At 61.4% G+C, this 16,180-nt stretch carries 9 protein-coding genes; all 9 read right to left on the bottom strand.

The features are described 5' to 3' along the window. Nucleotides 1-67 precede the first annotated feature (67 nt). Entirely contained in the window at nt 68-1,804 is a 1,737-nt protein-coding gene (locus tag HF877_RS18825; RefSeq protein WP_169622716.1) for a DUF1998 domain-containing protein, read from the bottom strand. Further along, nucleotides 1,804-5,028, bottom strand: a complete 3,225-nt coding sequence (locus HF877_RS18820; protein ID WP_346765239.1) for a helicase-related protein — start codon at nt 5,026-5,028, stop codon at nt 1,804-1,806. The genes HF877_RS18825 and HF877_RS18820 overlap by 1 nt, the downstream gene beginning before the upstream one ends. Next, on the bottom strand, nt 5,025-6,857 hold the full coding sequence (locus tag HF877_RS18815) for a UvrD-helicase domain-containing protein (RefSeq protein WP_346765238.1): 1,833 nt from the start codon (nt 6,855-6,857) through the stop codon (nt 5,025-5,027). The genes HF877_RS18820 and HF877_RS18815 overlap by 4 nt, the downstream gene beginning before the upstream one ends. Then, nucleotides 6,842-11,452, bottom strand: coding sequence for a DEAD/DEAH box helicase family protein (locus HF877_RS18810; RefSeq protein ID WP_169622714.1), 4,611 nt, complete (start codon nt 11,450-11,452; stop codon nt 6,842-6,844). The genes HF877_RS18815 and HF877_RS18810 overlap by 16 nt, the downstream gene beginning before the upstream one ends. Nucleotides 11,453-11,706: 254 nt before the next feature. Then, nucleotides 11,707-12,801, bottom strand: a complete 1,095-nt coding sequence (locus tag HF877_RS18805; RefSeq protein WP_169622713.1) for a DNA cytosine methyltransferase — start codon at nt 12,799-12,801, stop codon at nt 11,707-11,709. 511 nt (nt 12,802-13,312) lie between these two features. Continuing rightward, nucleotides 13,313-14,077, bottom strand: coding sequence for a hypothetical protein (locus HF877_RS18800; protein ID WP_169622712.1), 765 nt, complete (start codon nt 14,075-14,077; stop codon nt 13,313-13,315). Nucleotides 14,078-14,129: 52 nt separating this feature from the next. Then, entirely contained in the window at nt 14,130-15,314 is a 1,185-nt protein-coding gene (locus HF877_RS18795) for a hypothetical protein (RefSeq protein WP_169622711.1), read from the bottom strand. Then, nucleotides 15,311-15,592 (bottom strand): hypothetical protein, encoded by a 282-nt coding sequence (locus tag HF877_RS18790; protein WP_169622710.1) that lies wholly within the window; start codon nt 15,590-15,592, stop codon nt 15,311-15,313. The genes HF877_RS18795 and HF877_RS18790 overlap by 4 nt, the downstream gene beginning before the upstream one ends. Next, on the bottom strand, nt 15,589-15,870 hold the full coding sequence (locus HF877_RS18785) for an SAV_915 family protein (protein WP_169622709.1): 282 nt from the start codon (nt 15,868-15,870) through the stop codon (nt 15,589-15,591). Before HF877_RS18785 ends, HF877_RS18790 begins: the two co-directional genes overlap by 4 nt. Nucleotides 15,871-16,180: the final 310 nt, after the last annotated feature.

Raw genomic sequence — 16,180 nt, 5'->3', positions numbered from 1 at the left:
CCACCAGTAATGCACCGGCCGCCGGGGCAGGGAGATTGTTGACCCCTCGCCCCGGCCGCCGGTCGGATCAGCCGTGGGAGATGAATCCGCTGAACAGGCCCTCGGACTCGCGCCCCTCCTCGGGAGTGCCGAACAACAGTGCGCGGTCAAGGAAGGTGTTGCTCAGCTCGCACGACGTTTCCGGAACCAACACGCACGCGTGGCAGGCGGCCAGGTTCAACGCATCGGTACCGGACGCCGTCGATTCGATGCAGACAGGGTCGGACGAACACCATGACAGTCTGGTCAGCCCCTCACGCAAGACGCCGGCGAAACTGTCGGGTGCGGCCTGCGATGCCACGCCGCCGAGGCTCCCCGCGGAGTCCGAGCTCGCCGTGTAGACGAGAATGCCGGCCATGTCGTCATCGACGTAGAGGCGCTCCCGTAGCGACGCCGCCGGGTAGCCGGCGTCCAAGGACAGCTGGTCGATCAGGACGTGCGCGAGTGTGTGAACGGCGACCTCCACGATGTCGACACGGGGAGCCTCAGGGCGACCGAACTCCGCCGCCCGGCGTCCGGCAGCCGTCTGGAGTGCTTGCTGTCGATCCTGCGCGAAGGGCTTCGCGGCCCATTCCGCCAGCTTGGCACGATCCAGTGCGATGAAGACGCCTTCACCGATCACCTCGATCGCCGGCAACCAATGCGTCCGCTGGCGCGACAGATCGCACAGCGCCTCGGACCCGGGCTCCGTCACACCGTCGAGGCGCGAGAACCCGTACAGCGCGCGGACCTCGCGCAGTCGAGTCACTTTCCGAACGTCCGTCACTAGATCGGGCAGAGACGGGTTCAGCTGCATCGGCAGGCACACGAAGTCTGCTTCGATTCCGATGTCCTCCCGCCCCGTTATCAGGGCATTGAACTCGTCGCGACGCAATGCGTCCTCACTGATGTCGTCGTCTGCCTCGGCCCCGCGTCGGCGTTCGATTTCCGCGGCGATGTCCGCGGTCGAGTATTTATCATTGGACAGCTTCGCGACTTTCTCGAGCACCTTCGGTGGAACCGGATCGAGATCCTCGAGCAGGATCCAGTGCTTGTCGACCAGTTTCGCCAGCGCTTCCGAGTACGGGGGAATGGAGATCGCCGACCGCACCGCCGGAAACCACACGTTCGACGCACCACGCTGCAGCACCCGCGGAGTCTCGGCGCAGTCCTGCTTCGCTTCTGCACCCAGCCACGGCCGCGCACCGCTGCAGGTACCGAACTCGGCGAGTGCCTTCGGTCCGAAGGTTCCATCCAAGTTCTTCGGAGCGACTCCGCAACTGCATTTGAGGACGAGGTCCGCAAGCGAGGACGTGCGTCCGAGGGACACCATCTTCATCTCATGCGTGGTTCCCTCGCCCCAAGCCGCGCCTTTATGGAGCCATCTGAAGTACGGGAACTCGTCGATGTGGCCCTTCGAGCAGGCAGTGATGAGACGGAACGGCGTCAGCAACGGCTTGTCCTTGCATTGAGCACATTTTGCGACGTTCCAGTCCTTCGCCAGGTCGTACAACGACCCGATGCGGCGGCACTTGGGATTGGGACAGACTTGGGTCAACGGAAACCGGATCACCGGGACGTCACGCGCCGTGCCTGCCGGCGGCGACTTCAGCTCGGCGACTCGGAGGGACCGAGCCAGTCGGGGTTCGCTCACCGGCTGTGCCCGGTTCTCGTTCCACTCGTCCAACCCAACGATCATGAAGCTGGTCGTTTCGGACGGAAACAGGCCACCGATTCCGTACGTACTGAGAAGTTGACCCCTGCGGGCCTTCGCTCCGGTCGTCATTACTTCCTCTTCATCGCAATCTGGTATAGGCCGCTTTCAGCATCCACTTCGCGCATGCTGCGCGTCGTCGGCCAGGGGACTTCTTCCAGTGAGTAGTCAATGTGGTCGTTCGTCAAAGCGTCAGAAGGATCTACCAGCAGTGCCGCTTCGAGATTCCGGACGTTCTGATATCGCATGTTCGGTTTCGCATCACCGGCCTCGACCCACACGTCGAGGAGTTGATCAACCTGGCTCAATGTGTCCTTGAGCTCACGCTCGCTTTCCTCGTCGCCCGGCTTATCTGAGTCCATGAGCACCGCTCGGGCCCGCCTCGCAATGAGATCAGCGATTTTGCGCAGGTCATCCCAGTGATTCTCAGCGAGGTACGCGGCCGTGTCCGGGGCGAGCTCCGGCACAAGCAACCGCGCCAACGAGACCAACACCCCATGGAGTCCGCGGTCCCGAGCCCTCGCCGCGAACGGCGTTGCGCTGGTGGCCTCAACGGCCCGGTACAGCGCCTGGTGGTACGGAACGAAGCTCTCGTAGTGTGACCGGTCCCGCGAGCGTGCCGCGTTGAAGATGGTGACCACGAGGCCCGGGAACTTGCGTCCGACACGGCTGGTCGCCTGGATGTACTCCGAACTCGACTGCGGCTGCCCCATCACCGTCATCAGCCCCAGACGGTCGATGTCGACACCGACGGAGATCATGTTGGTCGCCAACACGACATCATCCGGGTCACCGTCCGCAAGCGTCGCCTCGATCTGCTTGAGACGCAGGGGAATTTCCGACGAGGCAACACGGCTGGTCAACTCGTTTGCCGGTTTCAGTTCCCGCCCCTCGGTGTCCTTCCTGTTCGCCACCACCCGTAGTCGCTCGCGGACGTCGCCCTCCACCTGGAGGTTCGCACTGCCGAGAACGCGGAGGCTGTTGAAATAGCCGAGTAACGTCCAGTATGGATCCCGCGTCGCATCGTCTCCGTCGATGTCTTGGGCCGCCTGCAACAGGGCGGAGTACACGCGCACCATCAGAGTCGCGTGGCTGGAACCCGGTGACATCACGCCGACGTACTCGCGGGTTCCGTGCGTCTCCCGCGGAGCGGGCTCAGCAAAAAACGACTCGTCCGGGTTGATCCCCGGCGGCGGGAACTGTGCTGCCCGACGCGCGAAGACGGACCGGATCTGTTTCTCCGCCCGCCGGATCGTAGCGGTCGATGCGATAGCTTTCGGCTGGCCACGGTCGTCCGACTCCGCGAGGGGATCGGTCGAGCATGCCGCGTCGACCGCTGTCTCGTACAGGCCGACCATCGAGCCCAGGGGACCGGAAATGAGATGCAGCTCGTCCTGGATGATCAGGCTGGGCGGGTACCCGACACCGTCGCGGGCAAAGAGCTTGCCGACGTCTTCCTTCCACGCCATCGCAGCGAATTTGTCGACCGTTCCGAGGATCAGCTCTGGACGCTCGCGGTAGATATCCTCGTCGACAACGTGCACCGGCAGTCCGCTTGCGAAGTCACAGCCCACGGTCCCACATGCGATCTGGAGGTGTCGTTCCGGCAGCTTGACTATGGAGTAGTTGTTGTGGTCCATCAGATTTCCGCACCACGGACACTGGGTGAGCTGTACCGGATTCTTCTCCTGCAGCTCACGTCCGGAAGCGAGGTCACTGAGCGATCGTCGCGCCTCGGTCAGCGTGTTGGGGGTGCCGCCGCCACCGACCCAAAGCCCGATCGAGAACGGCAGATCACCGATGTCCGGGTTGGCCTTACGCACCGTTTCCAAGGAACACATCAGCATGGTGGCACGCTCGAACTGCTGAATGGTGAGAAGCCGCAGGGTATAACGCATTATGACGGCCACACCTCGTGCGTCGCGGTCCCCGAGTCTACGGTGCAAGATGGAAAACGCAACGAGCCCCAGGTAGGCCTCCGTCTTGCCACCGCCGGTGGGGAACCACAACAGGTCCGCGATCTTCCGGTCCGGATGGTGCCGGTCGGCCAATCCTGGAAGGTTCAGAAGGATATATGCGATCTGGAACGGGTACCACCTGTCCTCAGCACCGTCTCCGACTCTTCCTTTGGCTCCCTTACGGACCCAGTCCTGTCGTGCACGCTGCAATTGCATCGCTTCGTTCGACAAACGGAAGGCTCTCATGCTGGTCGGGTCATCACATAGCAGATCGATACCTGCCTCGATACGATCCGCCGCTTTACCTGCTGCGATTACGTGACGGCTTGCGATACCGAGCAACTCGGCCGGCACATCGGAGCCTCCCGATGAGAGATTTCCGTCGAGCGTCTTGATCCATTCCCGGTAACGACTTACGAGTCCGCGGAGACTCGCAATGGCTTCCTCGTCGGAAGCCGTTGCCAGGAATGACATCCGGAGATCCACGGAGTCGTCGAGAAGGCCAGGTCTCGCTCGCGATACCTCATAGGTTGGCAGGAACGTCGTCTCGACGCGGTCCACAGCCTCCCCAACCGTTGCGGTATCCCACTTCACGGCGCACCCATGGCCGATCGCGAAGGTCCGCTTGTTGCGGTAGAGCAACGCGGAGCTGTCGAGATCCTCGTCGTGGCCGAGGTTCACATAGCTGGTGCGGTCGACGATTGCCGGCACCGCTGTCGAGATGGCTAGACCTACTTGGAACCACGCCTTGCCGTCGCGTAGCTCTCCCTTTGTAGCTCGATTCGTGTTGCGCAGCGCCACCGAGACCGTGGAGATACCGTCACGCGGAGGCCTCACGTACACGTACAGCTGAAGTCCCTCGACGATATCGCTCTTCGGACCTACCACACCCGGTTCATCGATGGGCACCGAAATCGGCTCGAGCTCCAGTGGGGACCGTTGCCAATCGTCCGATCGCTTCTTCTTCGCTTGCGGGTCTTCACCTTCCACCGGCACTGCGGAGTAGGCCGCGCCCTTGATAGCGATCGTGATGTGAGAGGCATCCGCAAGCCGGGCCGAGAACGTCAATCCGACCGACGAGGGGTAACGCATCATGGCCTGCGCAACAGGACTGTCTTCGGTTGCCTCCCCGTCAGAGTCTGCGCCGTCCGGTTCGGGGGTTTCCTGGCGCCGATCGTCGGCGGGCCACAGTGCGCCCACGATGTACCGGTCGAGCGGCGCCTCCGAGATGATCTCGTGCTCACCGCCACCTGGACCGATAACGTCGCACACGAGTTCGTCGACCATTTCCGTCCTGAACCGGTACTTCTCGTCCAGGGACGTACCTGCAGCACTCACGAAATCTCCTCCATGTTCGACCAATCAGGTTGTGCCAGACCTATGACTCGCGGCGCAAGCCATAGCCCGGAAAAGCTGACATCAAGTTCCCTGGAACGCCGCGGGTCCCCGGCAACGGTTTCGACCGATACGAGCGACAGCCCGGACAATGTCGCCGGCCAGGAGCCACCCTTCATGGTGAATGCCTTGACGAGGGACTCGTTGAACTCCTGACTCGTACGTCCGACGACGCGTCCGTCCTCCGTTTGCAGGATGTACGAAGGTAAGTCGGCTGTGGACTGTGCCGGATCCAGGGTCGCCTCCACAGACATTCCGACGAGATCCTGAGAAACGAGGTTCGCTTGGACGATGGTTGCATCATTCGCAATCGAGACTGGGACATCAACTTCGACGTCCGTGTACTGGAACTCCACTGCCCTGGTGCGCTTCTTTGTCGACTTCCATTTGTTGACGCGCTCCTGGATTCGCCCAGGCAACCATTTCATCTCCTGGTACATCGCGTACGTCCTCGGCAACTCACACAAATAGATCGAGTCTCGCGCTCGACTGAGTGCCACGTACCGTTCTCGGATACCAGCCCACAACTCTTCACCCGCCCATGCGTACGGGCGATCGACGAGGAATACTCGATCGAACTCGAGCCCCTTGGCTTTGTGCACCGTGGAGACGATCACGTTGCTCGAATCAGGCTCGGTCAGGGTCAACGGAATGGCACCCGACTTGATCAAAGTCCGGATCCGCGCCACGTTGAGGGCATCGATCCGACGCGCATTGCCTTCCGCAGTTTTGAGAAGGTACCAGCCATCTTCTCCCTGGTCCTCGCCCAGGATTCGTTCCAGAGACGCTTCGACCTCTGACCTTCGAACCACTGTGCCGTCCAACGAACCTAGGGCCTGCGCAACCCAGCGTGCTGCGCCGAAGTCCTGCGACTGCCGTCGCACCGCGTGTCTGACACCGTGCTCGTTCAGGTACTTCGAGACCCGAAGGACCTCTCCGTTTGTCGCACAGAGCACGGCAGTGGTGCCGCTCTCGACGGATAACATGTCCACCCATTCGTCGATCTCTCCCAAGGGCAGCAAGCTCGCTTCGAATTCGTCCAGCGCGGCTTCAGCTTCGCCTGGATCCGACATGTCGCGGAGCCGGTGCCCCAGCTCGACGACTCGCCTAGGGTCAGTCCCACGCGCCCGGTAGTTTTCCCCGAGTCCGACGCTTCGGACACCGAACTCGTTCTCGAGCGCCTCGAAGACCTGCTGTGAGGACGTCTTGCTCTTCGACTTACCCAGCTGGAAGTCGTAGATGCCTTGGAGCGGATCACCGAGGGCCGTCACACCAACCTCGGGATCGAGCCTGCGCAGAAGCGCCAAGACGAAGTCTGCGCGGTCGCCGACGAGATCTTGCACCTCGTCCATTACGACGTGCCGGAGATCCTCGACCTGGAACGGTACCTCCTCGGACTCATTGAGCAGCATGGTGGCCCGACGAATCCGAGCTTCGTAGGAACCGATCGGCTCGACGTCCGCATCGAGCAAGATCCTTCCCGCGAACGAATCGAATGTGCGCACGTTTGCGGCCGCAACGTCGCGGTTTTCCAGACGCCTAGTCACCGCCGATACGGCGGCACGAGAGAAACTCAGTACCAAGACCTCCGTGGATGCAGAGAGCTGCTCCTCGTCGACCAGAAAGCCGATCCGCGCAGCAACAACTTCGGTCTTACCCTGACCGGCCCCCGCGATCACCAGCAACCGATCGTCGATCGGAGCCTCGACGACAGCTCGCTGCTGTTCGTTCAGCTCGATTGTGCCCTGCATTCCCGTCACTTCCTGTTCCACAAGTGGTCGAAATGATGGAACGCGAGTCGCGTTCCGAAGGCATCAATGTTGTCCCGCACGTTGACGATCAACACTTCCTCAGAACCACCGTTCTTTGGACCTCGCAGCCCGCGTCCGATCATCTGCTGGTACCGGTTGGGGCTGAACGTCGGACGAGTTACGTACACGGCACCAACTTTGGGAGCGTCGAAGCCCTGGGACAACACGTTGTAATTGGTCAGAACTCTGATTTCGCCGTCTCGGAAGCGCCGGACAAGTCGACGGCGCTCAGGGGCCGGGGTATACCCAGCGATCGATGCTGCCGGCACCCCACTGTGTGCCAATACAGCGGCCAACAGTTCGGCGTGCTGCACCGACGCCGTAAAAACCAGTGCGGTCATGTCCGCCGGTAATGATTCCAGTGAGTCCAGAATCGCCCTGTTGCGATCGTTATCCATCGCAACCTCATTGAGGTCGATCCTATAGTCGTCGAAATGCATAGCCGCAGCATCAGGGTCCTTACGCACCTTTGCCGGGGTCAGAGTCATGCCCTCGAGTTCGATATGACGTACTCGCGCGAGGATCCCCATGTCTTGGAGCTCCTCATGAGGGTCCTTTTCGAACACACCTCGGGTCAGAAGGTTGGAGTCGTACCGGTTGATCAGACCCTTCGTCTGATCCTCGTTGTGTCCGCGATATGGACTTGCGGAGAGCCCGATCAACGTCCGGTCGCGTTGATTGGTCCCACGTTTGAGCCACTTGAACAGCTCGGTGTACGTCTTGGTGATGGACGTGTGTGCTTCATCGACGAGGACCACTTCTGCATCCGTAAGCCACTCATGGTTGCCCTTGCGACTGAGCGACAAGAGTTTCGCGTCGGTTGCGACAACGAGATGTGCGCCGTCCTCCGCGGGAGTTGCATCATTTGCTCCCCACAAGCGACTGATCGTCAGTCTCGACCCCGGTTCCGCGATCGCGGACCATGTATACGACCAGGTCTCGACGGCCTGCTCACACAGTTCATCCGACTGCGCAATCCAAATCACAGTAGGTTCCGACTCCGACGCCTTCAGGTGTCGAATGATCGCCTCGACCGCAACACGAGTCTTTCCGGATCCAGTCGGGAGCGACACAATTCCTCGATTGAGCCCCTCTGGCCCAAGCACTTTCAAGAGGTTTTGAACAACTTTTTCCTGGTAGTCGTGGAGCGACGGAAGTCCGACCGGCCCAATGACCTGGAAGCGTGGCGGTGGCGCTGCCGCACGACTTCCTGCAAATTCAGCGGGCAAGCCGAGATCCTGTACCGCTGCTGAAGCATGCACGCCTCCGGTCAATCGAGGCAGGACAATTCCGTTCTCCTCGATTGCAGGAGCAATCCTTGTGAGAAGCCCTGCGCCCTTCGACGCCTTCGCCATGGCCGCGATGTCGGTATCCGACATCGTCCGACCGGTGCGGCGTTCGGCAAGAGCTTTTGCTCCGGCTGGAATTTCCTTTTCGAGTGCTTCTACACCGGCCAAGAGCACGAGCTTGCGATTCTCGTCCTTCTCCGCCCGGACCTGCTGGCGAAGTCTCTTCGCCTCTCCTCGAACTCCGATGTCCAGGACCTTCTTACGATCACTTTCGGTGAGTCCGAAATTGAACTCACGCGACAGCTTCGCCAGCAAGTCGTCGTCGGACAATCTGTCGAGGTGATACAACGTCGCTTCGCCATCACGCAGCAGGGCGTGGTCGGTGATCTTCGTGCCGGGGGTTGCCTCGGCACGCACCTCGACGGACACGTCGGAACACGGGATCAGCTCGATCGCCGGCAATCGTGGAACAAACGCACGGAGTCCGGGAAACCGATCTGCAATCAGTACAGGCTCGCCGGACGCAGCGGCAAGGATGGTACGGCTGATGATTCCTTGCGAATCGGACAGTCCCCAGCTCGTGATCAGCGCATTCTTCGCCGCAGCGTCGGTGGCGAGAATCGCCGCGTACCCACTGTCGACCAACGCCCCGTAGTCGCTGAGGTTGTCCGTGGCGTATGCCTCGGTGGGAGCGGTGAGGGTCGCGCGCGCGTGCGTCACTCCGATTTCGTCGGGTGCCGGAGCTCCGACCTTCGCAGCAGCCGAGTAGAGGCGATTGAGTGCGTCCTGATCAAGATGAATCCAGGGTGCCAGAAGGATCTGTTTCCAGTCGCGGGCGGTGACTGCCTCGCGCAACTCCAGAGCTCGAGCTTGCTCCGGAGTGACCCTGGCGACGGGCATAACATCGTCTGGCACGCCAGGGATACTCGCGAACGCCTCGCTTACGGGTTTGACGCCCAGCGGCGTCTCCAGTCGGCCGTGACGGATCATCCACCACACCCCCGGGTTGGTGAAATACATCGAGGGAGCCCCGCTGTTGCCCGTAATCTCGATGCTCCACCGCCTCGTCGACATGCGCAGCACATGCTTCGTGAGTGCACTGCGGCCCTGATCGCTCAGGCGACCCACGATGTCGAGCCCGCGAACAGTCCCCCCTCGCACGATCTTGACCCTCGACGCAGGGATCTTGAACCCAAGTTCCTTGGCCTGTCTGATTGCCTCCGAACGCGCAGTTTCTTCCCACTGCCGAAACCATTCCTCTTCAGCGCCTGGATGTTCCAACTCGGGCTCGGAGAGCGCCCCCAGGTGTCGCAGGAGCGTCATGTCCTTCGCATGGAAGGTCGTGTCCACTGCTACCCCGGCGTCGCGACTCCCGTCCTCCGGAACAACCACCCCGGGAAGTAGCACGTCGTCGAGCATTTCGATGCGGCGCGCAATAGTCCGCACCGGGACCCGGCCACGACCGAATCCTGTCTCCAACAACTTTCCGACCTCGACCACCGGAAGTCCGCGTGTCAGGTCCCACAACGACTCGACGAGACGACCGGTGATCTCGACCTTCGCCATCTGGTCGATCAGCGCTCTCAGACGGCCTTTTTGGTCTAGGCGGCCGATACCGAGACCTTCGAGAGTTTTTCTCACGTCCAGATCTGCGATGACCGCTGGATGGACAAATCGATTGTCTACTTCTGCGTCGGTATCGGGTAGAAATACGGTGCCCGGTCGTGGTGGCACCAGTTTCTCACCCGCTGTAAGAATGAAAGCGCCCTTGCGCATTTCGACCATGTGGTCGGATGCGAACCTATCGATATCGGATGCGAGCCGAATCGCTTCCTGTGCACCCGGCAGTCCCGCTGTTGCCAGATCATGTAACCATTCCCCCACACTTTGCGAGCTCTCACCGGCAAGCCTGACCAGGCGCGCCGCAGTCGCTACGCGAGCCTCGGTGCGCCAAACTGAAGGGTGAACCCAATTTCGGGGTGTGTTGGAGACGGACGCCCAACGCGTGAGCCACGGCTCGTACTCAAACAGGAATGCAGGCTGCCACTTCACGTTCCCCGGAAGGGTCATTCGACCGTCCATGTCGGGAAGACACGGTGCCGCCGCAACCGCTTCCATGATTCGATCGTTGATCCACGCATCAGCCCACGAACGGATCTCCTTTCCACGCGCGGGCAGGATGTCCATCACCGAGCCTGGGTCCGAATTATCAACGACGTCAGCCAGATTCGACGAAACCAGCGCAGGAAGGACACTGAGAATCTCTTCGTTGTAATGCCCTTTCAAGATGTCGTGTCGGTCTTCATTCGTCTTGAAGGGCGCGTTGATAATCCCGGTCAAGGATGTTGTCGAGGTCGTCGGGAAGTAGGACCAGAAGGTGCCCACCTTCGTACGTCCCTTCTCGGGGACTGCCCACGTGAGCTCGATACTGCCGCGCCCGGTGATTTCCCCCGCATCCTTCCTCGCGGCGGCACTCGGCTGATGCGTGGCGCGGTAGACGTTCCATACCGCGACCTGGTCGGACGATTGCAGGACTACTCGGCTTCCTTGTCGAATAGCTTGCCATTCTCGCCGCTCACGATCACGAACATTGTCTAGAACAAGTTGGTCGACGTGCTCACTGAAGAGAAGAAACTCTGGCGGGAAATTTGCCAACGCTCCAGAAAGCCAGTCGGAGCCGTCCAACAACGGGAGCCGGACAACGGTCGTCGCCCATACCATCAGCTCCGCGAGAACCGGATCGGTCGCGGCAGCCACTATCGGATCGAAAACGGTTGCCGTACGAAGCACAGGTGTGCGGTCTGCAGTCGGAACAACTTCTCGGATCAGCGACGCACTAGCCTTCCGGTCGAACCGGATCGACACGTCCCGGCTGATGATCTCAGGCGCGTCGGAGATGCCGAGGACGGATTTGAACCCCAGACCGTAGCGGCCGATCTCCTCGTCTCGCTTCCTCGACAAATGCGAGGCCATCAAAGTCTCGATTCCATTCCGCGTCAGAGGATCACCCTCGTTCGCGCAGTACAACGTGTCGTCGGTTAGGACCAGCACGATCCGCCCACGCCGTCCGACCAACGCATCCGCCGCGTTCTGGACGAGTTCGTGGAGTTGCTTGCGTCCGTACCCTCCCTCGACGTTGGAAATCTCGATCCCGGCGTCCTGTTCAACCAGGTTCGGCTTTGCCCGATAAGCGGCCAAGCATTGCTCGGTCTGCTCTCGTACGTGCTCTGCCATCGACCCCGCAACACCACTCCACTGCGCATTCATCCCTGCCCCATTCATCGACCACATGTTTGCCACCCCCGGCCGAAGCCGTCTGCGGAATGTCGTCAAACGAGCGCCTTTCGTTACGGGACATAACGGGCACTCGACGCCGAGCCGCACAACATTGCCAGAAAATGCCGACATGTCAAGAGCTTGGCACGCAGGATGCACCCAGCTGAGAACCGTGGCCTACTGGGCTCGTGTCCACGACCTGCGGATCATGCGTGGAGGGCAGTTTTCGAATCGATAGGCTGTTATCACATATCGACCTGCGCACGGTGCCTCGTGAATTCGGATCCGATCCACTTAGCGTTCACCGTCGCTGCGAAGAACTCCTCGTTGACGCGATCCGACATTCCGAGAGCAGCGGCCAAGATGTGGACGGCAAGCCGCGGCGGAATCGCGTTACCGATCTGCTGCGCGATCGCGTTGCCTGCCCAGGGATAGTCCCTGGGGAAAGTCTGCAACCGGCCTGCTTCTTGCGGACTGAACCGTCGGTCTCCGCTTGTCGTCACAACTCGATTCCGGGATACTTTGCCGGTAACGGTTGCCGCCGGTTCGTTGGACGTGCGCCTACCTCGCGCCTTCGGGTCGCCACCTGTTCCGTAGTTGGAGATTACTTCGAAGGGCTTCTTGGTGTCGAGTGCATCAGCCATCGTCCGCCAAGGAAGCAAGTGCACTTCACCCTCACAACGCTTTACACCTTTTCGGTAGCGTCGGTGAGTCGGTTCGGGGAGCACAGGATTGCAATCGCGGCGTGCAATAAGAATCGCACGGCGCCGAGTCTGTGGTACGCCGTACTGTTCCGTACAAAGGACACCGAACGCGGACTGGTATCCCACCGTCGCGAGTGCCTCTGCATACGCCTCCCACACCGGGAGGACTGCCGGTACCTGCTCCAGGATTATCGCTTCGTAGGGGCGGCCCGCTTGGTCAGCTTCCAGTGCCCATCGAAGCGGCTCGAGGACCAGACCTGTACGGTCGTCGTCGAGATCTTCGAGACTCGGTCGGACATCCTCACCCGCCGCCATTCGCTTCACGAAGGCCAACACCTGGTCAAGAGCCCGCCTGCCGGCACCCGAACCGGCCACCGTATAGGTCTGACACGGCGGCCCACCAGCAAGAACGTTGCACCCACTGAAGTCCGAGTCCGATGGGCCATAGTCACGGACATCACCGCGCTTTGTATCGAGGAGCGCACCGTCGCGCGTCGCGCAGGCATCGAGATCCCATTCCAGACCGATCACCGGAACACCCAGCCAGTGCGCGGCCACGTCGAGCCCGCCGGGCCCGGCGAACAAATCGACGATCCTGATTTGCCCAGGTAGACGGGGCAACGCGGCGGAACTCATGGGAGAGATTCTATCGGGCTGCCGCCGCCCGAAACGACAGACCCACCGTGGCCAGTGAAGGTCAAGCGCTGTAGGCACGCGTGGAGCGGCAGGGCGGCCACGCCCTCCCGATTCAAGAGCTGCCCAGGCGCACCATGTTGTCCATCCACGTATTGAACCGTTCGGTGTGCGCGGTCTAGGCAAGGCTGGCTCGGTCGTCGAGGAATCCGCGGATGAGACTGCGATCTTGACGGAAAGACTGAAGCGGTCCTTGACATGCATGCGTGTCCATGGTGCGAACTGGCGCGTTTCGTGCCAATGACGAGCTCGGACAAGACCCGGGTAGGTGCGGACCCGATCCTCGGCCGAGGATAGTTCTCCCTCGAACTGACAACTACCCCACTCGTGCATCAAGCGGCACCGGCCTCGGGTCCGAAGAATCCGGTCTCAGTATGTTTTCTCTCGACACAGCTAGGCGCTCCTACAATCGGGAGCGACGTGAGAGCCGGCGGGCTCTGCTCGTCGGGGCTATTCACGCAAACCTTTTTGCCTTGACCCGCTCCAGCGCAGCGTCGGTCCCCAACTCGCTTCGATATCCCGGATTCTCGAGATAGAACCGCAACAGCGAGTAGAGAAGCACCGGATCGATCGGGTGCATGTGACAATGCACTTCGATCATCGGTGTGATGGGCAGCCCGTCCCACCCGAGACCTCGGGGCACCGTCGCACGTCGCTCCCACTGTGCTGCTGGGTGCCCGAGAAGCACAACCGCCCAGTTTCCGAGTACTACGGGCCTGACGGTGAGGATGGAATGCCAGTCCAACGTCGATTCCAGACTCCAGCCTCGCTGGTGGATCACGTTCGGCGTCAGTACAAGTCGTCCACGGCGAATTCTTCCGATCAGCATCATGGGAAGAAAGAAGCCCACAACACATCCGAACACGCTCAACAAGATGACGAGCACTATCGTTCCTCCACCACCGCCGTGACGAAAAATGTCCGCTGCAGCCGACAGACAGAGTCCAGCCCCCGCGATGAAAAATGTCGTCACCACTGCGAATACGATCCGCGAATGTTCGATGACAGTCGCCGACACGCCGTTCCACTCCATGGTTCGAATCGAGCGCACCCGATTCCTGCGGGCGTTCGCCACGACGGGCATCAGGATCGCGCTCAGGAGAAAAACACTGAACAAGACTCCGTATTTCGCAATGTAAGGATCACCGATCACGAGTCCACCTGCCGCAATGAGTAGCGCAGGAACGGAAAACGCCGACATGACGATCACCGAGAGCACCAGGCGTCGAGTCCATCTTCGCGCCGACCATTCGATCGGTCGTGAGAGCTGATCAGAAGAGTGCATCCCAGATACCTTCCACAACATCGCCCACGGCCGATCCGGCCTCGGCGACCGCGTCGACACCGGCTGAAACAGCACCTCCCACATCTCCGATCCCGTTGGAGTACACAGCGTCTACCGAACCTGACGTGAAGAGACCCGCTGCTGATCCCGCGGCTGCACCGGCAATCGCCCCCGCCGTTGTCCCCAGGATCGGCACAACCGACCCCGAAATGGCACCGATACCCGCGCCCGCTGCCAACGAGGCGCCGAATCCCGCAGCCCCGGAAACAACCGCCTGGCCAACCGGTTTGTCCGTGGCAAGGACGTCGTATGCCACGCCTGCAACCGCCAAAGCTCCGCCGAGCTTGATCCCACTCGTTCGCGCCAGGCCGTCAGACCTGACAGCCGCGGCTGCCGCGTCGTCGGCACGATGGGCGAAAGCCCTCCCGAGATCGAAGTCTCGGTAGATCACCGAGGCTGGTGTACCGGGTACTCCCGCTCGCGCCAGGTCGACGTACTTCTGCGCTTCTCCGGCCAAGAACGCTGCGTTCTTCCTCAATGCGGCCGCGTTCACAACAGCGAGTGCACCGGATATGCCGTTCACCGAGTTGGCTGCAAAGAAGAACCATTTGCCTGTAATTTCCGCCCCAACGTTGCGGGTCGATTCCAGCGCGATCATCCAGACAGATCTCGCGGCTCTCACTGCGGCGTCGGCGATCTCGAAGGCTGCGGTCAGCTCGTCATGTCGACGTCGTGCCGACACAGCGGCGTCGTGGGCCGAAACAACGCTCGGCGACGCGTCCTCCGGCGGTACGCCGGGAACGGACGGCGGGGTTCCCGGTGGATGAATCAGCCCGCCTTCCACCGCCAATCCGGATTCCCGTGCCGCGTCGCGTGCGCGCTCGAGATCCGACTGGGCGGATCGCAGTTGGCCGGCCAGGTCGTCGATGTGCCGCCCGCAGTCGGCGATCGCCTCAGCGAAGCGCTCCGCGGTCTGTGCGTCAGCAGTGATGAGCTTCCTGAAGTCTTCACTTGCCGCGCCTTCCCATCCACCGTCCGCCAGGCGTCGGGCTGCATACATCGCATCGACCGCCCTGTCCACTTCGGCCCCGAGTTTCTCGTTGAGCCATCGACTCACGGTACGAATGGATTCGGGGTCACCGGGCAGGCGGGTATCGAGCGGCTGACTCATTCGGTCCACGCTCGGGTCAGGTCGGAGGCGAGATCGTGATCCCCGTTGCGATACGCGGTGTTTATTTCTGCGACGACAACGCTGGTTTTCGCGAGAGCAGCCACCAACTCGCCCCCGTTCTCGAGCAGCAGCGCCGCGATCCCCAGTACGAGCGCCGTCGCGTCCCCTGCATCGACCGACAACGGAACGGTCTCGCCGACTTCCCCGACAGTCCTACTGGCAGCGCCGCATGTCGCCGTGATCTCCTCGAGTGCAGTGTGATCGACGTAAAGGCTCACTCCCCCGGCACCTGTCCCTCCGGCGTGACAACATCCAGCAGCAGCAGGTCGAACGGGTCAGCGCGGTGAAGAGCCTCCAAGGCAACCGACGGGAGTGCAACCCACGGTTTGAGGTCCCCGCAACACCTCTGGAACCTGTCGAAGGCGGAGTAGGCCAGAAGCGCCGTCCGGCCATCTTTTGTGCGTCTCAACTCGATCACTGCGTCCGCCGGATCGGTCACTCTCTCGATGCACGGCAGATAAACGATCGGCGGTATTTCTCGCGCAGCACTGGTCACATTTCCCCCTAGGTCCGATCACCGATCCCCACCGGTGTTCCCCACCCGGATTCCGGCGCCAAGGGTAACGCATTGCGACGTGCAACAAGTGAGCGTGATCTTCGAGGGACCGTAGTCGCGCGTGGGGCACCCGGGTGTCAGGCATCTGCCGATATCGTTGTCGATCATTCGAACAGGGGACAGTCAGAAGACCCGCAATCCCCTAGAGTCACCTTTCTGAACTGTGCCTGCCACAATCACACTGCTTCGGCGTCGGATACCAACCTTCGCTCTCGCCGCGTTTGGTGCCTTACGCACTTTCACCGCCAAT

Origin of the sequence: Rhodococcus sp. BL-253-APC-6A1W (assembly GCF_012843405.1) — a bacterium.
GTDB lineage: Bacteria > Actinomycetota > Actinomycetes > Mycobacteriales > Mycobacteriaceae > Rhodococcus.
Note: the sequence above shows the minus strand (reverse complement) of the source record. Positions and strands in the feature narration are given on the sequence as shown.

What these genes read in the sequence shown, in the direction of transcription:
- HF877_RS18825 (WP_169622716.1), bottom strand. Translation starts at nt 1,804, where the DNA reads ATGACGACCGGAGCGAAGGCCCGCAGGGGTCAACTTCTCAGTACGTAC.
- HF877_RS18810 (WP_169622714.1), bottom strand. Translation starts at nt 11,452, where the DNA reads ATGAATGCGCAGTGGAGTGGTGTTGCGGGGTCGATGGCAGAGCACGTA.
- HF877_RS18805 (WP_169622713.1), bottom strand. Translation starts at nt 12,801, where the DNA reads ATGAGTTCCGCCGCGTTGCCCCGTCTACCTGGGCAAATCAGGATCGTC.
- HF877_RS18795 (WP_169622711.1), bottom strand. Translation starts at nt 15,314, where the DNA reads ATGAGTCAGCCGCTCGATACCCGCCTGCCCGGTGACCCCGAATCCATT.